Source organism: Kushneria sp. AK178 (assembly GCF_053903105.1).
Map to the genome: position 1 here is coordinate 3,363,782 of NZ_CP096381.1, position 19,654 is coordinate 3,383,435.

20 protein-coding genes are annotated in these 19,654 nt (G+C 64.6%); 6 read left to right on the forward strand and 14 right to left on the reverse strand.

The genetic code is table 11. The annotated features are described in order from the left end of the window. Positions 1-46 precede the first annotated feature (46 nt). A complete protein-coding gene (locus M1D97_RS15490) occupies positions 47-781 on the reverse strand; it encodes an SDR family NAD(P)-dependent oxidoreductase (protein WP_456268597.1) in 735 nt (244 codons plus the stop codon). A gap of 230 nt (positions 782-1,011) precedes the next feature. Here M1D97_RS15490 and M1D97_RS15495 point away from each other — a divergent pair, with 230 nt between their 5' ends. Further along, a complete protein-coding gene (locus M1D97_RS15495) occupies positions 1,012-2,214 on the forward strand; it encodes an ROK family transcriptional regulator (protein ID WP_456268598.1) in 1,203 nt (400 codons plus the stop codon). Positions 2,215-2,294: 80 nt separating this feature from the next. On the opposite strand, the gene ppsA is transcribed toward M1D97_RS15495, so the two are convergent. After that, entirely contained in the window at positions 2,295-4,748 is a 2,454-nt protein-coding gene (gene ppsA, locus M1D97_RS15500; RefSeq protein WP_456268599.1) for a phosphoenolpyruvate synthase, read from the reverse strand. Positions 4,749-5,222: 474 nt separating this feature from the next. On the opposite strand from ppsA, the gene ppsR reads away from it, so the two are divergent. Beyond that, the gene (gene ppsR, locus M1D97_RS15505; protein WP_456268600.1) at positions 5,223-6,044 is read left to right on the forward strand and encodes a posphoenolpyruvate synthetase regulatory kinase/phosphorylase PpsR; all 822 of its coding nucleotides are present in this window, start codon (positions 5,223-5,225) and stop codon (positions 6,042-6,044) included. 69 nt (positions 6,045-6,113) lie between these two features. On the opposite strand, the gene M1D97_RS15510 is transcribed toward ppsR, so the two are convergent. Together M1D97_RS15510 and M1D97_RS15515 are read right to left on the reverse strand one after the other, a co-directional pair. Continuing rightward, positions 6,114-7,076 carry a threo-3-hydroxy-L-aspartate ammonia-lyase gene (locus tag M1D97_RS15510; protein ID WP_456268601.1) on the reverse strand — a complete coding sequence of 321 codons (963 nt, stop codon included), beginning with the start codon at positions 7,074-7,076 and terminating at the stop codon, positions 6,114-6,116. Positions 7,077-7,145: 69 nt separating this feature from the next. Then, positions 7,146-8,456: a lactonase family protein gene (locus tag M1D97_RS15515; protein WP_456268602.1), complete on the reverse strand. Its 1,311-nt coding sequence runs from the start codon at positions 8,454-8,456 to the stop codon at positions 7,146-7,148. Between the two features lie 191 nt (positions 8,457-8,647). Here M1D97_RS15515 and M1D97_RS15520 point away from each other — a divergent pair, with 191 nt between their 5' ends. Then, positions 8,648-9,268, forward strand: coding sequence for a LysE family translocator (locus tag M1D97_RS15520; protein ID WP_456268603.1), 621 nt, complete (start codon positions 8,648-8,650; stop codon positions 9,266-9,268). Here M1D97_RS15520 and M1D97_RS15525 read toward each other — a convergent pair. The 7 genes from M1D97_RS15525 to M1D97_RS15555 all read right to left on the reverse strand — a co-directional run bounded on the left by M1D97_RS15525 (position 9,177) and on the right by M1D97_RS15555 (position 14,915). Further along, a complete protein-coding gene (locus tag M1D97_RS15525; protein ID WP_456268604.1) occupies positions 9,177-10,046 on the reverse strand; it encodes an AraC family transcriptional regulator in 870 nt (289 codons plus the stop codon). The genes M1D97_RS15520 and M1D97_RS15525 overlap by 92 nt on opposite strands. A gap of 31 nt (positions 10,047-10,077) precedes the next feature. Next, on the reverse strand, positions 10,078-11,004 hold the full coding sequence (locus M1D97_RS15530) for a DNA/RNA non-specific endonuclease (protein ID WP_456268605.1): 927 nt from the start codon (positions 11,002-11,004) through the stop codon (positions 10,078-10,080). Positions 11,005-11,051: 47 nt separating this feature from the next. Next, a complete protein-coding gene (locus tag M1D97_RS15535) occupies positions 11,052-12,626 on the reverse strand; it encodes a putative bifunctional diguanylate cyclase/phosphodiesterase (protein ID WP_456268606.1) in 1,575 nt (524 codons plus the stop codon). A 202-nt stretch (positions 12,627-12,828) separates the two neighbouring features. Continuing rightward, entirely contained in the window at positions 12,829-13,026 is a 198-nt protein-coding gene (locus tag M1D97_RS15540; protein WP_456268607.1) for a hypothetical protein, read from the reverse strand. Between the two features lie 87 nt (positions 13,027-13,113). Further along, a complete protein-coding gene (locus M1D97_RS15545; RefSeq protein ID WP_108841129.1) occupies positions 13,114-13,248 on the reverse strand; it encodes a DUF2256 domain-containing protein in 135 nt (44 codons plus the stop codon). 51 nt (positions 13,249-13,299) lie between these two features. Further along, the gene (locus tag M1D97_RS15550) at positions 13,300-13,887 is read right to left on the reverse strand and encodes a UbiX family flavin prenyltransferase (protein WP_456268608.1); all 588 of its coding nucleotides are present in this window, start codon (positions 13,885-13,887) and stop codon (positions 13,300-13,302) included. Positions 13,888-13,946: 59 nt separating this feature from the next. Next, positions 13,947-14,915 carry a ribonuclease Z gene (locus M1D97_RS15555; protein ID WP_456268609.1) on the reverse strand — a complete coding sequence of 323 codons (969 nt, stop codon included), beginning with the start codon at positions 14,913-14,915 and terminating at the stop codon, positions 13,947-13,949. 98 nt (positions 14,916-15,013) lie between these two features. Here M1D97_RS15555 and M1D97_RS15560 point away from each other — a divergent pair, with 98 nt between their 5' ends. After that, complete coding sequence (locus tag M1D97_RS15560; RefSeq protein ID WP_456268610.1) at positions 15,014-15,457, forward strand: DUF4174 domain-containing protein; 444 nt, start codon at positions 15,014-15,016, stop codon at positions 15,455-15,457. 48 nt (positions 15,458-15,505) lie between these two features. On the opposite strand, the gene M1D97_RS15565 is transcribed toward M1D97_RS15560, so the two are convergent. Then, the gene (locus M1D97_RS15565; protein ID WP_456268611.1) at positions 15,506-15,928 is read right to left on the reverse strand and encodes a GFA family protein; all 423 of its coding nucleotides are present in this window, start codon (positions 15,926-15,928) and stop codon (positions 15,506-15,508) included. Positions 15,929-16,112: 184 nt separating this feature from the next. Between M1D97_RS15565 and M1D97_RS15570 the strand changes: the two genes are divergently transcribed. After that, positions 16,113-17,669: a methyl-accepting chemotaxis protein gene (locus M1D97_RS15570; protein ID WP_456268612.1), complete on the forward strand. Its 1,557-nt coding sequence runs from the start codon at positions 16,113-16,115 to the stop codon at positions 17,667-17,669. 38 nt (positions 17,670-17,707) lie between these two features. Continuing rightward, positions 17,708-18,100, forward strand: coding sequence for an MAPEG family protein (locus M1D97_RS15575; RefSeq protein ID WP_456268613.1), 393 nt, complete (start codon positions 17,708-17,710; stop codon positions 18,098-18,100). Between the two features lie 164 nt (positions 18,101-18,264). Here M1D97_RS15575 and M1D97_RS15580 read toward each other — a convergent pair whose 3' ends face one another. Continuing rightward, positions 18,265-18,516, reverse strand: coding sequence for a hypothetical protein (locus M1D97_RS15580; protein WP_456268614.1), 252 nt, complete (start codon positions 18,514-18,516; stop codon positions 18,265-18,267). A gap of 366 nt (positions 18,517-18,882) precedes the next feature. After that, positions 18,883-19,317: a cytidine deaminase gene (gene cdd, locus M1D97_RS15585; RefSeq protein WP_456268615.1), complete on the reverse strand. Its 435-nt coding sequence runs from the start codon at positions 19,315-19,317 to the stop codon at positions 18,883-18,885. Between the last annotated feature and the right edge of the window lie 337 nt (positions 19,318-19,654).

Genomic DNA, 19,654 nt, shown 5'->3' on the forward strand with positions numbered 1-19,654 from the left:
CTGCCGGGGTCGGTTGTTATGGGTGATTGATCGTGGGCCCGCGCCGCTATAGCCAGCCGGCATCGACCCAGTAATTGTGGGCAGTGCAGCCGCCGGCGGCATCGGAGGCGAGAAAGAGCACCATGCTCGCCACGTGATGCGGATACAGACGCACCCCAAGCTTTTGCTCCTCGACGATCCGCGCCTCGTCCTCGGGGCTGTGCCAGCGCGACTGGCGCGGCGTTTTGACGTTGCCGGGAATCACGCAGTTGACGCGGATGCCGTCACCGCCCAGCTCGGCGGCCAGCGCTCGCGTCAGCCCCTCGATGGCTGCCTTGGCGGTTTCATACAGCACCATGCCGGGCTCACCCAGGTGCCAGCTGATCGAGCCCATGTTGATGATCGAGCCATGTCCCTGCGCGCGCATGCCCGCCGCCACATGACGTGCCGCCAGGGCCTGGTGACGCAGGTTGATCGCCATGCGGTCATCCCAGTATTCGGGCGTGACGTCTTCAAGCGTATGGCGGTCGTCGTTGGCCGCGTTGTTGACCAGCACATCCACCGGGCCGATATCGGCCAGCACCTGCTCGAGCGCCTTTGGGTCGGTGAGATCGCAGCGATGAAAATGAACGTGCTCGCCCAGCGATGCGGCAAGCTGTTCGGCCTCATCGATGATGTCGAGAAAGTGCACCTCGGCACCCTGCTCGGCGAAGGCGTACACAATGCCTTCGCCGATACCGGAACCGCCACCGGTCACGACCACGCGGCGCGCTTTCAGATCGGGATAAATCGGGCGTGTCATGACGTCATTTCCGTGAGGATCGATTTAATTAAGAGTTCTTACCAATAGTGTCGCCCTGCACTCGTCATGCAGCCATTGGACATAGGTCGACGCTCGACCATGGTCCAGGACTGGCTTGTCAGGCCTCGGGTCGCGTTCAATGATAGAAATGATGGCAGGGGCTCAATAGCGCCGTGCCAGTGGCCGGCATCCGCTCGCCTGTTCGCTATCGTCACTCGGGGCCCGCTGACATGACCCGCTCGTCCGACACACGCCCTGCCGGCGATCTCAATTCGCTGAAACAGCGCAATCGCCTGGCCATTCTGGACACCCTGCGCCGCAGCCCGGGACTGACCCGCACCGAACTGGCCCACCGAACGGGATTGACCAAGGTGACCGTAGGCAGCGCCGTCATGAGCCTGCTGGAGAGCGGCTGGCTCGAGGAGGGTGCGGCACCCCGGCAGCGCCGCGGCGGCCGCCCGGGGCGGGCGCTGTCGCTGAGCGAGCATCATCATCTGCTGGTGGGGGTGGAAGTAGGCGTTCATGAGCTGCGGCTTCTGGGGTGTACGCTCTCCGGCGTGTTGCTGGCGCAGCGCTGTCTGCCGCGCGCCGGCACCACGCCCGACGACGCCGCTCGCCAGCTCGCCCATGAACTCACCGACATGCTTGAAAGCGACGATCTCGGCGCACGCCGGCTGCTGGGCGTGGGCGTGGCGCTGCCGGGGCCGGTCATGCCGGGCGAACCCCTGCTGGGGCTGGCGCCCAACCTGGGCTGGCACCGGGTGCGCTTTCTGGATCTACTGGCGGCACATTTGCCTGCTCTGCCCGGCCTTCGACTGATGGACAACGAATCCTCGCTGGCCGCCTTTGGCGAGCTCTATTTTGCCCGCGATCATGCGCCGGACTCGCTGTTGTTTGTCAGCGCCGATATCGGGATCGGCAGCGGTCTGGTGGAAAACACGACCCCGCCGCGCATCATCTGCGGCGTCCACGGCCTGGCCGGCGAAATCGGCCACACCCTGATCGACCCCGACGGCGCACTGTGCCACTGCGGCAACCGCGGCTGCGCCGAGACGCTGGTGAGCGGCTGGCGCCTGCGTCAGCAGTTCGGCATCGCCGACGACGCGGACCTGATTGGCGCCATCGCCGCCCTGCCCGAGTCGCAGACCGCCCCGGTGCTCGAGCGGGCCGGGCACGCCCTGGGCATGCTGCTGCACAACCTGCACCACACCCTCAACCCGGCCGAGATCGTGATCGGCGGCACGCTGACCGCGCTGGGCCCGGCCTTCCTGTCGCCGGCGCTGGCACGCTTTGAATGCACCCAGCGCCGGCTCCTGCCGGAGGCCGGACTGATCACCCCGCGCGTTTCGACGCAAAGTCACCTGGCACCGGCTCTGGGTGCAGCGGCGCTGGTCATGGCCGCCGCTCTGGACGACTTTGATGCCCCGGAGTAATGCCGGCGCCGGTCACCCGTCAGACATGACAAGACCGCCCGACCCTGGCGGGCCGGACGGTCGAGGGCACCACGGGTTGCTTACCTGTTGGTCAGTGACGCCGGCGCCCCGTTATCCTGGGCGGCGCCACTGTCGGACTGCTCGCCCAGCGCGATCCAGGTGTTGATGACCGTATCCGGGTTGAGCGACAGGCTGTCGATGCCCTCGCTCATCAGCCAGGCGGCAAAGTCCGGGTGATCCGACGGGCCCTGCCCGCAGATGCCCACGTACTTGTCCTGACGCTTCGCGGCGCGAATGGCCATCGACAGCAGCGCCAGCACCGCATCGTTGCGCTCGTCGAACTGCTCGGAAACCGTACCGGAGTCGCGGTCCAGCCCCAGGGTGAGCTGGGTCATGTCGTTGGAGCCGATCGAGAAGCCGTCGAAGTACTCGAGGAACTGATCCGCCAGCAGCGCGTTGGAGGGCAGCTCGCACATCATGATGACCTTGAGCCCGTTCTCGCCGCGCTTGAGCCCCTGGGCTTCCAGCGTGTCGATGACGTCGCTGGCATCCTTGAGCGTGCGCACGAACGGAATCATGATCTCGACATTTTCAAGACCCATGACGTCGCGCACCCGCTTGACCGCCTGGCACTCCAGCGCGAAGCAGTCTCGGAAGTCCGGTGAGACGTAGCGACCGGCGCCGCGAAAGCCCAGCATCGGGTTCTCTTCGTGCGGCTCGTACTGCTCGCCGCCCACCAGGTTGGCGTACTCATTGGTCTTGAAGTCCGACAGCCGCACGATGACCCGCTTGGGCCAGAACGCGGCGGCCAGCGTTGCCATGCCTTCGGCCAGACGCGCCACGTAGAACTCGACCGGGTCAGAGTAGCCGGCGATGCGGCTGTTGATCTCGGCCTGCAGCGCCGGGGTCTGGCGATCGAACTCCAGCAGGGCGCGCGGGTGGATGCCGATCATGCGGTTGATGATGAACTCCAGCCGCGCCAGACCCACGCCCTCGTTGGGCAGCGTGGCGAAGTCGAAGGCGCGATCCGGGTTGCCGACGTTCATCATCAGCTTGAGCGGCAGCTCCGGCAGGTCATCGATGGCGGCACTCTTGATCTCGAACTCCAGCTCGCCTTCGTAGATGTAGCCGGTATCGCCCTCGGCGCACGAAACGGTGACGTGCTGGTTGGAGGACAGACGCTCGGTGGCATCGCCACAGCCCACCACCGCCGGGATGCCCAGCTCGCGGGCGATGATCGCCGCGTGGCAGGTGCGGCCGCCGCGGTTGGTCACGATCGCCGCGGCGCGCTTCATGATCGGCTCCCAGTCCGGGTCGGTCATGTCGGTGACCAGCACATCGCCGGGTTCGACATCGTGCATCTGGCTGATGTCGGCGATGATCTTGACCGCCCCGGCACCGATACGCTGACCGATGGCCCGGCCCTCGGCCAGAATCGGCCCGCGCGAGCTGAGCTGATAGCGCTCCATGACCTGCTTGTGCGAGCGCACGGTTTCCGGACGCGCCTGCACGATCAAAAGCTCGCCGGTGTGCCCGTCCTTGGCCCACTCGATGTCCATCGGACGGCCGTAGTGCTTCTCGATCAGCATGGCCTGGCGGGCCAGCGCCTCGATCTCGTCATCGCTCAGGCAGAAACGGTCCTGATCGGCGGCGTCGACCGGCTCGATGCGCACCTGCTTGCCGTGGGCGCGGTCATCGGCGTAGACCATGCGCTCGGCCTTGGTGCCCATGCTGCGGCGCACCACCGAGGGACGTTCGGCGGCCAGCGTCGGCTTGTGCACGTAGTACTCGTCCGGGTTGACGGCGCCCTGCACCACCATCTCGCCCAGCCCCCAGGCAGCGGTGATGAACACGACCTGATCGAAACCGGATTCGGTGTCGATGGTAAACATCACCCCCGAGGTGGCCAGATCCGAGCGCACCATGCGCTGCACGCCGGCCGACAGCGCCACGCCCTTGTGGTCGTAGCCCTGATGGACGCGGTAGGAGATGGCACGGTCGTTGAACAGCGACGCGAACACGTGATGGATCGCCTCGCGCACGGCATCCAGGCCCTGCACGTTAAGGAAGGTTTCCTGCTGACCGGCAAAGGAGGCGTCCGGCATGTCCTCGGCCGTTGCCGAGGAGCGCACGGCGAAGGAGGCGTTGGGGTTGTCGCCGGCCAGCTTTTCGTAGGCCGTGGCAATGGCATCATCGAGCTCGGCCGTGAAGGGTGTATCGATCACCCACTGACGAATGCGTGTGCCGGCATCGGCCAGCGCCCTGGTATCGTCGATATCGGTCTCATCGAGCAGGGCGTGAATGCGATCATCCAGACCGCTCTGCTCCAGAAAACGCCGCCATGCGCCGGCGGTGGTCGCAAAGCCGTTGGGCACCTGAACCCCCAGGCTGGCCAGATGGCTGATCATCTCGCCCAGCGAGGCGTTCTTGCCCCCGACACGATTGACATCGTGCATGCCGACCTGGTCGTACCAGAGTACGTCCACATCCGCGTCATTCAGGCGATTTTCATCCGTCACCATGCGATCACTCATTTCTCGTCTCTCCCGACAAGCCTTGATGCCAATGTGCCGATCCCGTGAAGGGGCGCCGGCAGTGCCGTTTGCAAAATAAACAACATCAAAAAAACGCCGCTCGAGCCGTGTGGTTTTATCGCACGGTCGAATGAAAACGACGCTTTTAAAATTCATGTCCTGTCATCCGATGACAGTCGAGCAGAGCGTAATCATTTTCTCGGGTCTGCCATAGCCTTCATGCGAGGTTTTAAGACCAGGAAGTTTTTGAAAGACTACTACATTGCGTTAGCACAAAGTCTTATAAATGCAGGGCAAATATCTGAAAATAAAGCGATAATGTTTTAAAAAGATGGCCCCTAAAAACACTACATGGCCTGTAGTTCATGCGCAAATTTGACAAATAAGGTCGCAATGGCGTGGCAACAATTCGGCCCTTACCGTGGTTTAATGCCTGATCAATCGTGTCCTTTTATGCCGGGGAGAGAGGCTCTTATGCCAAAAACAGTGTTTTATATTTCCGATGGTACGGCCATTACCATGGAAGTCCTGGGTCACGCTGTTCTCTCCCAGTTTGATACGGAGTTCACCCAGCGCACCTGGCCCTTTGTCGACACCCGGGAGCGCGCCCTTGAAATTCGCGAACGCATCGACCGGATCTTTACCGAGACCGGCGAGCGCCCCATCGTCTTTTACTCGATTGTCTGCGACGACATCCGCCAGATCATCCTGTCGAGCCACGGCTTCTGCCATGACGTGATCGAATCGGTCATCGCCCCGCTCAGCGAAGAGCTCCAGATGGCGCCGCACCCGACGCTGCACCGGACCCACGGCCTCAATCAGCGCAACGTGGCGCGCTACGACGAGCGCATTGCGGCGATCGACTACGCGCTGGCCCACGACGACGGCCTGTCACTGCGCCATCTCGAACAGGCCCAGGTGATCCTGATCGGCGTGTCGCGCTGCGGCAAGACGCCCACCAGCCTCTACCTGGCCATGCAGTTCGGCCTGCGGGTCGCCAACTACCCCTTCATCGCCGATGACATGGATCGCCTGGCGCTGCCGCCGGCGCTTCGCGAGCAGCGCGGCAAGCTCTTCGGGCTGACCATCAACGCCGACCGGCTCGCCGCCATCCGCAACGAGCGGCGCAGCGCCAGCACCTACGCTTCGCTGCGACAGTGCCGGCTGGAGCTTTCCGAGGTCGAGGCGCTCTATCGGCGGATGCGCATCCCTTATCTGGACACCACCAACTATTCGGTCGAGGAGATCGCCACGCGGCTGATGGACACGCTCGGCATCGACCGGCGCATTTTCTAGCGCGGCGCGCCCTGTGATAGCGGGCAGTCAACGGCCCGATGACGGACCGTCGGCGGGCGGGGTCGTACGCTACGCGCCCAGCAGGGCGGCAAAGCGTGCCATGTCGACGTTGCCACCGCTGATGATGACGCCGAGGCGCTGACCCTGTAGTTCGGCTTTCATCTGCCTGGCCGCGGCGAAGCCGAGACAGCCGGTCGGCTCGACGACCATCTTCATGCGCTCGGCCAGACACGCCATGCCCTCGACGAGTTCACCGTCCGTTGCGGTCAGGATGTCGTCGACATCGCGCTGGATGATCGGAAAGGTCAGTTGCCCCAGATGCCGGGTCTGGGCGCCATCGGCGATGGTGCGGGGCGTGTCGATGTGGACGATCCGGCCCGAGCGAAACGATTGCTGCCCGTCGTTGCCCGCCTCGGGCTCGACCCCGTAAATCCGGCACGCCGGCGACAGGGCCCGGGCCGCCAGCGCGCTGCCGGAGAGCAGTCCGCCGCCGCCCAGACACACGAACAGGGCATCCAGCTCGCCGACATCTTCAAACAGCTCCTTCGCCGCCGTGCCCTGGCCACTGATCACATCAAAATGGTCATAGGGCGGAATCAGGGTCAGGCCGTGCCGCTCGGCCAGGTCACGCCCGATCTCTTCGCGGTCCTCGGTGTAGCGGTCATACGTCACCACGTGACCGCCGTAGCCCTTCGTGGCCGCCACCTTGGCCTTCGGGGCATCCTCGGGCATGACGATGGTGGCCGGGATGCCCAGCAGTCGGGCGGACAGTGCGATGGCCTGGGCGTGGTTGCCGGAGGAGAACGCCACCACACCGGCCCGTTTCTGCTCGGGGCTGAATCTTGAGAGCGCATTAAACGCACCGCGAAACTTGAAGGCGCCCATGCGCTGGAAGTTTTCGCACTTGAAAAACACCTGCGCGCCCAGCGCCTCATCGACCGTGTTTGATGTCATCACCGGGGTGCGGTGGGCGTGGCCTTCAATGCGCTGCGAGGCGGCTGCCACATCGTCGAAGGTGGGGAGGTGGGTCATGAAGCGTCTCTCTATCCAGTAGTCCGGACCACATGATGCGGCCCCCGCGGCGCTGACGACAGGCCCGGCTCAGCCGGTAAAGGCAAAATCGACAGGCACCGGCGAATTGATCGTCTGCATCGGGCCTTCCAGCTGCCCGCTTTGCGGCTGAACGCGAAAGACATTGATGGTATCGCTGTTCTGATTGCCGACATAGAGAAAGCGACCCGACGGGTCCAGGTTCATGCCGCGCGGTATCTCGCCGCCGCTGGCGACCCAGCCGATATTGCTCAAATGTCCGCTGTCAGCGTCTATTTCGAACATGGCGATGCTGTTCATGCCACGGTTGGTAGCGTAGAGAAAGCGCCCCTGCGGATGGATTCGAAGTTCGGCGGTGGTGTTGCTGCCAGTGGGCACTTCGCCGGGGTTGTCCGGATTGAATACCGGACGGCCGAATTCACTGTCCTCCGGCAGGGTCGAGCGTGATTGAACCTGGATGAAGCTGCCGCGCTCGGGGTAGAAATCAAACACATCCACCGTGGAGGAGAGCTCGTTGAGCACGTAGGCGAAGGGCTTTTGCGGGTGGAAGACCATGTGCCGACAGCCGCTGCCCGAGGCGACATTGGCATAGGGTACCGGTCCCGGCGAGAGTTTGCCGCTTGCCATGTCCAGCTCGAACGCCAGCAGCCGGTCCGCGCCCAGGTCAATGCCGAAAACGTGATGCTCATGCGGTCCCGTGAGCATCATGTGGGCATGCGCGCCTTCCTGGCGCACGCCGTCCGGCCCCAGCCCGTTGGGCGGTGATTCGATCAGATCGCTCATCTCACCGATCTCGCCATTGTCGCCGAGCGGAAAGACCGAGAAGCTGCCGGTGCCGTAGTTGGACGCCAACAGATAGCGTCCGGAGGAATGCACCGAGCAGTGACAGGTCCAGGTGCCCTGCGTTGGCCGGGTATTGAGAAAGGCAAGCTCGCCGCTGGCAGGGTCGATGCGATAGGCGCTCACTCGACCCTGCGGCTGGCCCTCGGCATCCGGTCCCAGTTCATTAACGCTGTAGAGATAGCGACGATCCGGCGACAGGGCCAGAAAGGAGGGGTTTTCCGCCGCCATGACCTGCACCTGTGTGAGAGTGCCCTGCTCAGGGTCCCTGCGAAACACGTAGATCCCCCGCGCGCTACTGGGCGTCACGCCGCCGGGCGCGGTATGGGGCCCGGTATAGGTGCCGACATAGACGTGTTGCGCCTCGCTGGCGCTGCTCTGACCGGAGGCAGCGAAGGCCTCCGACAGGGAAAGTACCGGAGACAGCGCCATCATGCCGGCCGTGGCCCCCATGACCCTGAGCAGGCGGCGCCGAATCTCATCGATCCATACACTGTCGGTTTTGTCGGGTTGCTGATCCATGTCACACCCTCATTCAAAAGAAAGAAGGCGAAAGCATTGGCTTTCCTCTTCAGGCCGACAATCCATACCTTGGTGTAACTGCACAACGTGGCCTGCCAGAATATTGGTCTCAAGCCACAGGCAATTTTGTTCAATACAGCGTCTCCGGCAGGGATCAGGCTTCGGGCATCAACCACCCCGGAGGATCTGCCGTGTCCCCTGCCCTGCTGCTCTCCATGGCCGCCTTTGCGCTGGCCGCCTCGTTCACGCCCGGCCCCGTCAACATCGTGGCGCTGAGCGCCGGGCTCAATCACGGTATCCGACAGAGCCTGCGTCACGTCACGGGGGCGAGTCTCGGCTTTACCCTGCTACTGGTGCTGATCGGTATCGGTCTTCAGTCGCTGTTTCAGCAAGCACCGCTGGCCGGCGAGCTGCTGCGCTGGGCGGGGGTGGCCTTTTTGCTCTACATGGCCGCCATGCTGCTCAGGGCTTCAGGCCGGGGCGCCAGCGCCACGCCTGCGGCGGCGCCCTCGTTCTGGCAGGGGGCACTGATGCAGTGGCTCAACCCCAAGGCGTGGGTGGCCTCTGCCGCGGCCGTGAGCGCCTACACCCGCGATGGCGTCCAGATGGCGGTGCTGGCGGCCATCTTTTTTATCCTGTGCTATGCCAGCATCACTGTCTGGGCGGTCATGGGACACTGGCTGGGGGCGCGACTGACGCAGCCGCATCACCTGCGCCGGCTCAATCGGGCGATGGCGGCTCTGCTGGTGGCCAGTGCGCTGGCGATGGGGCTGATGTCGAGCAGCGGTACTGGTGGGGCGTCGCTGCCGTGAGGCGCTTGAAGGTACGCTGAAAGTGGGCCTGATCGGCAAAGCGACACCCCAGCGCGGTCTCGGCAATGCCCTCGCCACGCCCGAGCGCGCGCTGGCCGCAGCGGATGCGGCAGTCGATCACAAAGGCGTGCGGGGTCATGCCGTAGTCGCGCCGAAAGCCGCGAATCAGGGTAGACCGGGCGCATCCAGCGGCGCGGGCCACCTGCTCGAGGTTCAGGGGGGAAAGACAGTGCTCGCGAATAAACACAGCCGCACGCGCCGTCGCCGCGCGCGCCGCCATCTCGAGGCGAGGCGCCGTGCCCAGCACCTCGAGCGCCCGGTCGAGCAGTCTCTCGGTATCGGCGACCGACGGCAGCCGGCCGGTGTCGAACAGATGGCCGGCCAGAGCCGAGAGCGACTGATAGAGCCCCGGATCGCGACTGACACGCCGGGCCAGCGGTTGAAAGTGGCCGTGACCGGTCGGCTGGCGCGCCGCCAGCCACCCGGGGTCGATATAGAGCATGAGATAGGACCAGGGCGTGTCATCCCGCGGATTGCAGGCGTGCACCTCGCCCGGGTTCATCGCCACCACGCTCCCCCGGGACACGGCGGCGACGTGCTCGCGCCCCTCGTGCCAGTATTCGTAGTGGCTCTGCCCGCCCAGCACGGCGCCCAGCGACAGGCTGTCGTGGCTGTGGCGCGCATAGCGCACCGCCCGGGCGTCACGGGTCAGGCGCGCCTCCAGCCACGGCATGTCGGGGTGGCGCCAGAACTGCATGTCATGAGCGGCATGTGCCATCAGGGTCACTCACTTGCTGATCCGGCCTTCGTTATACCCGAATATCTTCCGGCCCGCGTATTTCGGCTTCGAGGCGCACGCCGGTATCGCGCTCCTCGTTGGAGAAACCATCGACCTCGCGCAGCTCGCCGAAGTCCAGCCCGGTCAGCGCCTCGATGCGCGCCACGCTGCGCTGGTACGTGCGGTACTGGCCGAACATGACCCCGAGCTGATCGAGCCCGTCACCCTGCTCGATCATGTAGGCCGTCGCCGAGGGGCGGCCGTCCTCGCCCATGAAGGCCACCACCTTCCAGTAGGCCGCGGGGATCTGAAAGCCCCGATAGAGACGATCGTCCGGATCGAGAATCGGGCCGGTGAACACCGTGATGCGCTGGCCATCGGCGCGGGCGTTGTCCAGCAGATAGTCCTCAAGGCCCAGCCAGGTCTGCTGATTGAAGCCTGCCAGCTGCGGCGTGGCGTTGGTGAAATAAAAGGTATCGTCGTTGGCCTGTTCAGCGTCGTCGCCCCAGTTGGGCGCGGTGCGGCGTACCAGATGGCCGCGATCGAGCGGGTTGCGGCTGTAGAGGTCGGGGCCGGCCTGCAGGCCATGATCGAGGCGCGGATCAAAGCGCCAGTCGTCGCTGTCGCGGGGTACGCTGACCAGCGCGCTGCCGTCGATATTGACCGCGGTGAACAGGGCCAGCCGTCGGCTCCGGGACATCACCAGCGAAAAGTGGGTGTAATCGAGCCGGCCGTCCTCGCGCCCGGGGACCGGCGTGACATCCTCGATCAGCGCCCCGGTGGGCTCGGGCAGCGCCACCGGCATCTCCTTTAGAAAGTCGGCGTCATAACCGTCGCGAGCGGTGAGATCTTCCACCGTGGCGGCGCGGGCCGCGGGCGCGCCGACCGGCGCGGCAGTCGGGTCGATCAGACGCCGCATGTCGCGCAGGCCGGGGCGGTCACTTGTCAGGGCAGTCATGGGCATCTCCTTGAAGACAGTGTCTCAAGCCTGGCAGATGACAGGGCTCAGGCGTCGACCGTTTCCCGTCTTTGGGAGAGAAGATGCGCATGCAACTCGTGCGCGGGCATCGGCCGAGCGAACAGATAGCCCTGGCCGAAGTCACAGCCCTGCCGGGCCAGACGCTCGGCCAGGCGCGCCTCCTCGATGCCCTCGGCCACCACGGCCATGCCCAGCGATCGGCCCATGGCGATCATCAGGCGCACCAGATTGTCCTGACGAATCTCTTCGGCATCGAAAAAGGAGCGATCGATCTTGAGCTTGTCGACATCCAGCCGGGCCAGGTGATAAAGCCCCGAGTAGCCGGTGCCGAAGTCGTCCAGCGACACGCGCACGCCCATCGCATGCAGGCGATCGAGATTTTGCTGGACGACGTCGAGGCGCTCGATCAGCACGTTTTCGGTAATCTCGACCTCCAGGCGTTCGGCCGGAAAGTCATGCGCCTCGAGCAGCGCCGCGACCTGTGCCGTGAACTGCTCGTCTTCCAGATGCGAGGCGGTGATATTGATCGCCAGAAAGCATGCGCCGGGCCAGTGGCGGGCATCCTGCAGGGCGTGGTCCAGCAGACGACGGGTCATGGCCGGCATCAGCCCCAGGGTTTCGATCAGCGGGATGAATTCATTGGGCGGCACTAGACCACCCTCGGGGTGCTGCCAGCGGGCCAGAATCTCGACGCCCAGCGTTTCGCGACTCGAAAGCGCCACGATCGGCTGATAAAAGGGCACGATCTCGCCATGATCCAGCGCCCGACGCAGGCGCTGGGCGCGGCGGGCGTCCTGCTGCTGGGCCTCGGGGAGACATTCCTGCTGCAGCCGTATCGGCTCGCCTTCACGCCTGGCGTCATGCATGGCGCCGTAGGCCGCGGCGATCAATTGATCCGCCGACATGGCGTGCAGCGGTGCGATGGCGATACCGATGGTGGTCTCCAGCGTCACGCGCCGGCTGCCGCAGACCAGCGGCTGTCGCACCTGATGCTGCAGCGCCCTGGCCTGATCAAGCAAATCGCGCTGACTCAGGGCACCGGTCAGGGCGATCACGAATTCGTCGCCGCCCGGGCGCCCCAGCAGCGGATCGCCCACGGCCCGTACGTTGTTGAGCCGGCCGGCCACGCGGCGCAGGGCATAGTCGCCGGCCGTGTTGCCGTGGGTGTCATTGATGGTCTGAAAGCCCTGGAGATCGATGACCAGCAAGGCGGTCTGCTCCAGCTGCGGGCTCAGCCGGGCGTGCAGCCGGTCCATGAAGTAGTGCCGGTTCATCAGCCCGGTCAGGGCATCGTATCGGGCCAGATGATTGTTGCGCGCGCGCGCCGCCAGCAGCTGACGATAGCGATGACGCAGCCGCCAGATCAGGCGCAGGGACAAAATCCCCGGCAGTATCATGGCGATGGCGGCAAAGGCGGTGCAGGTCAGGATAAAGCGCCAGCGGTCGGCGGTCTTCAGATCCGGCGGTTCCCCCCAGTTCATGAGGTGAAAGACGGGCGCCTCCAGCCAGAACTCCCAGGCCAGGGCAATCAGAAAGAGGGTGACAAGCGTGGCAGCAAAGAGCGCAAGCCCCTGGCGCAGGAGATAACCCTTGGTTCGCATGATCAGAAGTACCAGAGCGGCAGGCGCTGAATGACAGCGCTTTTTAAGCGATAACTAATTCTGGAAAAGACGTATCGGCCGCTACTGTAATCCTCTAGACCCTGCGTTCATACCTTTGTGTAAGACAGCGCTGCGCTACCACTGTGCGGCTACCGGTACCCTCGCGCCTGCGGGGGCAGCCCTGACCGACTCGAGGCCGGGGTCAGGCCTTCGAGCGCCGATTGATCTGTCCGCGCATGCGCTCGCGCAGGGAGGGGGCGGCCAGACGATGCAGGTCGTGCGGGGTGCAGCGAATGACCCGGCCATGCATTTTGACCAGGCAGTCACTGCCTTCAACGCACACCGGATGAATGTCGCGCTGCATCAGCCTTTCCATTTCCCGTGATGTCAGACCCAGCATGAGCGTTGCTCCATAACCGTGGATGGCACCTGTCGAGCGCAGTGTGGCCGGCACAGGTGTCACGGCGATGACGCCCCGGTAACAGTGTCATGACTTCGAGCGCCGACAGCGCTCGGAGCAGTAGATGACGCTGTCCCAGTTGCGCGCCCACTTCTTGCGCCATGTGAAGGGGCGGCCGCACACCGGACAGGTTTTGGTCGGCAGGTCGGATTTCTTTTGCATCAGGGGTCACATGGCAGATCGGCAGGACAGGTCATCGCCGGGCCGCAGCATTCAGTGTCTGCCCGGCGGGTGCAGGTTTTCGCCCCAGCGCGGCATGCCGTCGATGTCGATATCGAACAGATCGAGCGCGCGCGCCACGCTGTGGTCGACCATCTCCTCGAGCGTGGCCGGCCGGGCGTAAAAGGCCGGCACCGGCGGAAACAGGATGGCGCCCATCTCGGTCAGGGTGGTCATGGTGCGCAGATGCCCCAGGTGCAGCGGCGTTTCCCGCAGCATCAGCACCAGCCGGCGGCGCTCCTTGAGCACCACATCGGCGGCACGTGACACGAGATTGGTGGTCGTGCCGGCGGCGATCTCCGACATCGTCTTCACCGAGCAGGGCGCCACCAGCATGCCCAGCGTTTTAAAGGAGCCGGAGGCGAGCGAGGCGCCGATATCGCCCACCGGATGGACCTCATCGGCCAGCGCGAAGAGCTGCTCGCGGGTGATGCCGGTCTCGTAGCGCCTTGTCAGCTCGGCGGATTTGGACACCACCAGATGGGTTTCGATATCCAGCGGCCGGAGCAGCTCCAGGGCGCGGGCGCCGTACACAAAGCCGGTCGCACCGGTAATGGCAATGATCAGACGGCGGCGGGTCATCAGGGCTCCCGGAAGGTCATGAAAGAAGATGGCAGCGCCCATTGTAGCCGGGCGCGGCGTCATTCACATCGACGCAGCCTGTGGTCCCGCGACAGAGCCAGTACGGCCAGATCCTCGGCCAGCACCAGCGTGCCGGAAAAGTGGCGGCGCGCTTCCCGGTCGATCTCGTCGATGCTGTGCGCGCCGCCGGGTCGACCGGCATAGCGCGGGCTGAAATGGGTGAGCACCAGCCCGGCAAGCCCGGCCCTTTCGGCGAAGGCGGCAATGCGCGCGGCGCTGCTGTGGCCATGGTCGGTGCCCTGACGCTCGATGACGGCCTCGGTATAGGTTGCCTCGTGTACCAGCACATCGGCGTCCTGACAGAACGCTGCCAGCAGATCCGGCGTATCGTTGTCGCCGGCCACCACCAGCCGCCGCGGCGTGCGTGGGCTCAGGCGGTAGTCGGTACCGCACAGCCGACGCCCGTGCTCATCGGTGACCGTCTCGCCGCGCTGGAGCTGTCCCCATAGCGGCCCGGGCGCCACGCCCTCCGCCCTGAGCCGGTCGGCGTCCAGCGCCGCCTCGACGTGACGCTCCTCGAACGCATAGGCGTAACACTCGACACCGTGGGAGAGCCTGGTGGCGCGCACGGTGACATCGGTCAGCGCCAGGCGCGTGTCGATCAGCGTGGCCGCATCGATATGGATGACGTCAAACCCGAGATGCAGCCCGGTGGTGGCCCTGACCGCCTCGAGATAGTCCCTGACCGCCCCGGGCCCGACAATGGTCAGTGCCGCCCGGCGCCCGGCCATCGACGCACTGGCCAGAAGCCCCGGCAGACCGTAGCAGTGATCGCCGTGGACATGGGTAATCAGCACGGCCTCGAGCCTTGCCGGACTCAGGGGCGTGTGCATCAGCTGATACTGGACGCCTTCACCACAGTCGATGAGCGCCCAGTGCCGCTGCCCCTCGGCCTGAAGGGCCAGAGCACTGACATGGCGGGTTCGGGTGGGCATGCCGGCCGAGGTGCCCAGAAAACGCAGCTGCATGGTGAGGCCTTATGCCATTAAGCGGGACGGGGTGATGATACCCGTGCCGGGCGCTATGCTGGAAACCATCCGCGTGACAGCTGCAAAAGGAGCAGATCATGAAACAGTGGCTCATGCCGGCCCTGCTGGCCGCCGCCCTCACCGGGGGTGGTGCGCAGGCGGGCGAGATCGACCCGGCCGCCAACCCGCTGCTGGCCGACAAATGGCAGTCGCGCCCGCTGATCCTGGTGACCCCGAGCGCCGACAACAGCGACTACGAGCGCATGCGCGGCATTGTCGAGACGCAGCGCGACGCCTTCAACGACCGTGAGATGGTGCTCTATACCGTCGAGGAGGGCACCGGCATGAAGGAGGACCAGGCGCTGACCGAGGCCGAAACCGGGGCGCTGCTCCACGCGCTGGGTCTATCGGCGCAGGGGCCGCTGACCACGGTGCTGGTCGGCAAGGACGGCGGCAAAAAGGTCGAGCAGCAGGGCTTTGTCGATCCGCGCCAGCTCTTTGACACCATCGACAACATGCCGATGCGCCGCGCTCGTCAGTAGACAACGCCCGCTTCCGGGCCGGCCCGGCTGCCGGCCCGGAGCGGGAGGCTACCCCTCACGCGGTACGAGGTCGCTGTCCACATCCTGCGAGAACCGACGGGTCTCGTTGGCAAACTCGTAAAAGCCGGGCTTGTCCTTGATGTAGATCTCCTCGGTCATCACCATGCAGGACTGGTCATCAAAGGTGCCGGCCGTGAACGCATAGCCGTTGTCGGGCGTATGGCGAAAGTAGAGCTGGCTGCCGCAGCGCAGGCAGAAACCGCGCTCGCCCTGCTCGGAGGCGTGATAGATGCCCACGGGCGAGCCTTCGTCAAAGACCGGCTCGCCGTCACAGACCACGCCCAGCATGGGCCCGCCCGTGGCCTTGCGACACAGCGAGCAGTGACAGACATGCACCTCGCCGCCGTGACGCACCGTGAACCGTACCTGACCACACAGACACCCGCCTGCTCGCTCCTTGATCTCGGTCATCTCTCTCTCCCTGATGGTGATCGGTGATCCGTTCTGTCGTGGATCGGCCCATTGACCGCTTCTACGCGCTCAAGGCGTCAAACGCCATGGCCGATAAGCACTATATAAGGAAAAACGATCGCCGATTGCCAGCCTCACGCGCATGGCCGCGCGACTTCCCGTTCATCACACACCGTTATTCGTCATGCCCCAAATCGTCAATGCGCCTTCACTGTTGAGTCCCGTCTACCGTTACGCGCATCGGCTGATGTCGATCATCCTGCTGCTGCTGTTGCTGTCCTGCCTGGCGCTGGCGCCCCTCCATGACCGGTGGTCGGCAGCCATTGTCATCGGGCTCCCTGCCTGTGCCGTCCCCCTTCTGGCCATGCGTCTCTGGCCGGATGCCCTGACGAGCCGGGTTCTGGCCGCGCTGGGCCTGATGATTTTCACCATGCTGCAGATTCATCTGCTCTCCGGGCTGATCGAGGCCCACTTCATGATCTTCATTCTGATCTCGGTTCTGCTGGCCTATCGCGACTGGCGTCCGATCCTGTGCGCGGCGCTGGCCATCGCCGGGCATCATCTGCTGCTGGGCTGGTGGCAGAGTCGAGGCGGGCCGGTGTATGTCATGCCGGCACACCACGTCATGCAGAGCTGGCTGAGCATGGTCCTGACCCATGCCGCCTATCTGGTTCTCCATACGCTGGTGCTGATCGCCATGGCCCGCATGATGCGCCGCGAGGCCGTGGCGGCACAGGAGCTGGGCGGGCTCAGCGCTCGTATCGCCCGCCACGGGAATCGCTTCGACCTGGGGGGCGATGATCGATCCATGATCAGCTCGCTGGGCGAGGCCTTCAACCACACCCTGGCGGCCGTGCGCGCGACCCTGACCGACGTTCGCAACAGCATCGGCACCATCGTGACGACCAGCGACCGGATCACCGAGGGCAATCAACAGCTCTCGGCGCGCTCGCAGCGCCAGAGTCGGGCCATGGCAGAGATCGTGACCACGCTCGAGCAGCTCAGCGGCCGGATTCATCACAACGCCCGTCACGCCGACACCGCCAGTGACGACGCCCAGCAGGCCTGCACGCGCATGCAGCGGGGGCGCGAGCGCACGGACCGCCTCGGTCAGGTCATGAACGACATGCGCGACAGTGCCGGACGTATCGCCGAGATCACATCGATGATCGATACCATTGCCTTTCAGACCAATATTCTGGCCCTCAATGCGGCCGTGGAAGCCGCACGGGCCGGTGACAGCGGCCGCGGTTTCTCGGTCGTGGCCGCCGAGGTCGGCGCGCTGGCCGGCAAGAGTGCCGAGGCCTCCCGGGAGATCGCCGCGCTGGTGGAAGAGACCCGCACACGCATTCAGGAAGGCCATGACTGTACCGTCGAGGTGCACGCCAGCATGGAAGAGATCGGTACGGGGATCGAGAGCGTGGCCGAACTGATGCAGCACATCCGTCACGGCAGCGACGAGCAGCGTCAGGACGTCAATCGGGTCAATACGGCGATGAGCGACATCCATGACGACATTCACCACAACATGACCCTGGTCAACACCTTCGGCGAGGATGTCGACGCGCTTCGCCAACAGACCGCCCGGGTTGATCGGGCGCTATCGGTCTTTATCCTGCATCGCGCGGAGCACGGCGCTGGCCGCGACACTGTCGACCAGGCGCCTTCCGACGCGACAGATGACCGGGAAACGATGTCGTGGAATAACGCGATGCCCCCGGCCGATGGCCTGCTACGCTGAAGGGGACACTGTCCCCCTGACCACCCCGGGAGTTGCGCATGACCATGGAACTGTACCTGTTGGGCTGGACGCTGGTGCTTGCCATCGTCCAGATCCTGCTGCCCGCGATGTATCGCAATCGCGAGACCGGCATCGACTACAACGCCGGGCCCCGCGACAAGGAAGGCCCACCGATGGGCGTGGTGACGGCGCGGCTGTTTCGCGCCCAGAGAAACCTGTTCGAGACCCTGCCCCTGTTTATCGGCGCCGTTGTGATCGCCCATGTGGGGAACCAGGAAGGCGCGATGACGGCGCTGGGCGCCTGGCTCTATTTTCTGGCGCGCGTCGCCTACGTGCCCCTTTACGCCATGGGCATTCCCTATGTCCGCTCGATGGTCTGGGGCATCAGCCTGCTCGGACTCGTGCTGGTGATCCTGCCGGTCATCTTCTAGACCGGATTGTCTACCCCCGCAGCACCAGTATCAAAACGCCCGGCGCATGGCCGGGCGTTTTGATGTCGATGTCAGTGCCGGACTTTCCGGCAGGCCATGAAGGCCGGACACGACAATGCCGCCTCGAGGGCGGCATTTCGAAATATCCGTAGCGTCTGCAGTGATCAGGCGGAGACGCGCTGGCCGATCTGATGATCGTTGATGGGGCGGCTCTCGCGGGCCATCATCAGCGTCAGCGTTCTGGACTTGTTCAGGGTCTGCATGGCGAAGGAGGGCGAATGCAGATCGTTCCAGTGCCCGACGGTGTCCAGAAATTCGCCGCATTCGGAGCAGGTGATCTCGTCCCACTCATTGCAGCTGTCCATCGGAGTGTGTTGATCGTGACCACAGCGTGTGCAGGAGATGTAATGTGTCATGATTCAATTCCTTCCCTGGTCGTGAGACCGGCCATCCTGGCCGGTATATGTGGCAATCCTTGCCCTGGCCATCCTGGCCGATATCTGCGGCAGTCCCTGCCGTGGCGCTCCTCGCCGTTCGGGCCGACGTCCCTGTCGACCCCATGTCAGCGTCCCTGCTGACCGTGTGAGAACACTCTGGCATAGCGCCGGGTAATGTACAAGCCTTGTACACAATAAATTTCTGTCGCCCTTAACCCCGGGCCAGGAAAGCATTTTTGATCGGATTCTGTATGACAGCCTGATGACCGCTGGCTGACACATGACCCATATTTATCACGACTTGTACAACGCTGTTTTTAATTGTCGTGGTGACGGCTGCTGGCGCTACGCCATGCCCGAGGGCCGGTCGAGGTTTTCCGGGCCGAAGGAGTCCGGCAGCAGCGTGTTCATGTCGTAGTGCCTGAGCGGGCGGCCTTCACCATTGACCACGACAATGTCGGTATCGGACGTGGCGAATTCGCGAATGCGCTGACGACAGTCGCCGCAGGGCGTACACAGCGCCTCCCCCGGCCCGATGATATAAATCGCCCGGATTTCGCGCTCGCCGGCGGCCACCATGGCGGCAATGGCGCCGGCCTCGGCGCAGAGCCCCTTGTAGTGGGCACTCTCCACGTTGCAGCCGGCATAGGGGGTACCGCTGTGACTGAGCACCAGCGCCCCGACCGGGTGACCGGAATAGGGCGCATGGGCATTGTCACGCACGGCGATGAGCGCGCGGCGCAGATGGTCGGGCAGCGGAGCAGGTACGGCGTCGGTCATGAAAATCTCCTGATAAGGGTGATGGCGCATTGTCGCAGCGCCTTCCGGCCGGCAACAGCCTCGCGGGGTGAATTCGACCGGCGCTGCGTCAGCCGGCTGCCTTCGGATCAATGCCCGTATCACCCGGCGTCGCCCATGCCCTCTCCAGCGACGCAACGAGAACAGGATGGACGGCGCCGCCGGGTCAGGATGGAGGCTATCCGGACCGTTTGATCCACTATCGCCTGACCGCCCCTGTACCGGGGCGGTCAGCGGCAGTAGCGGATTCGATCAAGCCCTCATTCACCGGCCACACGATCGCGGCGCTCTGCGTTGCCGCTGTCGTGAAGGAGAGAAT

What these genes read in the sequence shown, in the direction of transcription:
- M1D97_RS15490 (WP_456268597.1), bottom strand. Translation starts at nt 781, where the DNA reads ATGACACGCCCGATTTATCCCGATCTGAAAGCGCGCCGCGTGGTCGTG.
- M1D97_RS15495 (WP_456268598.1), top strand. Translation starts at nt 1,012, where the DNA reads ATGACCCGCTCGTCCGACACACGCCCTGCCGGCGATCTCAATTCGCTG.
- ppsA (WP_456268599.1), bottom strand. Translation starts at nt 4,748, where the DNA reads ATGAGTGATCGCATGGTGACGGATGAAAATCGCCTGAATGACGCGGAT.
- ppsR (WP_456268600.1), top strand. Translation starts at nt 5,223, where the DNA reads ATGCCAAAAACAGTGTTTTATATTTCCGATGGTACGGCCATTACCATG.
- M1D97_RS15510 (WP_456268601.1), bottom strand. Translation starts at nt 7,076, where the DNA reads ATGACCCACCTCCCCACCTTCGACGATGTGGCAGCCGCCTCGCAGCGC.
- M1D97_RS15515 (WP_456268602.1), bottom strand. Translation starts at nt 8,456, where the DNA reads ATGGATCAGCAACCCGACAAAACCGACAGTGTATGGATCGATGAGATT.
- M1D97_RS15525 (WP_456268604.1), bottom strand. Translation starts at nt 10,046, where the DNA reads ATGGCACATGCCGCTCATGACATGCAGTTCTGGCGCCACCCCGACATG.
- M1D97_RS15530 (WP_456268605.1), bottom strand. Translation starts at nt 11,004, where the DNA reads ATGACTGCCCTGACAAGTGACCGCCCCGGCCTGCGCGACATGCGGCGT.
- M1D97_RS15535 (WP_456268606.1), bottom strand. Translation starts at nt 12,626, where the DNA reads ATGCGAACCAAGGGTTATCTCCTGCGCCAGGGGCTTGCGCTCTTTGCT.
- M1D97_RS15540 (WP_456268607.1), bottom strand. Translation starts at nt 13,026, where the DNA reads ATGCTGGGTCTGACATCACGGGAAATGGAAAGGCTGATGCAGCGCGAC.
- M1D97_RS15545 (WP_108841129.1), bottom strand. Translation starts at nt 13,248, where the DNA reads ATGCAAAAGAAATCCGACCTGCCGACCAAAACCTGTCCGGTGTGCGGC.
- M1D97_RS15550 (WP_456268608.1), bottom strand. Translation starts at nt 13,887, where the DNA reads ATGACCCGCCGCCGTCTGATCATTGCCATTACCGGTGCGACCGGCTTT.
- M1D97_RS15555 (WP_456268609.1), bottom strand. Translation starts at nt 14,915, where the DNA reads ATGCAGCTGCGTTTTCTGGGCACCTCGGCCGGCATGCCCACCCGAACC.
- M1D97_RS15560 (WP_456268610.1), top strand. Translation starts at nt 15,014, where the DNA reads ATGAAACAGTGGCTCATGCCGGCCCTGCTGGCCGCCGCCCTCACCGGG.
- M1D97_RS15565 (WP_456268611.1), bottom strand. Translation starts at nt 15,928, where the DNA reads ATGACCGAGATCAAGGAGCGAGCAGGCGGGTGTCTGTGTGGTCAGGTA.
- M1D97_RS15570 (WP_456268612.1), top strand. Translation starts at nt 16,113, where the DNA reads ATGCCCCAAATCGTCAATGCGCCTTCACTGTTGAGTCCCGTCTACCGT.
- M1D97_RS15575 (WP_456268613.1), top strand. Translation starts at nt 17,708, where the DNA reads ATGACCATGGAACTGTACCTGTTGGGCTGGACGCTGGTGCTTGCCATC.
- M1D97_RS15580 (WP_456268614.1), bottom strand. Translation starts at nt 18,516, where the DNA reads ATGACACATTACATCTCCTGCACACGCTGTGGTCACGATCAACACACT.
- cdd (WP_456268615.1), bottom strand. Translation starts at nt 19,317, where the DNA reads ATGACCGACGCCGTACCTGCTCCGCTGCCCGACCATCTGCGCCGCGCG.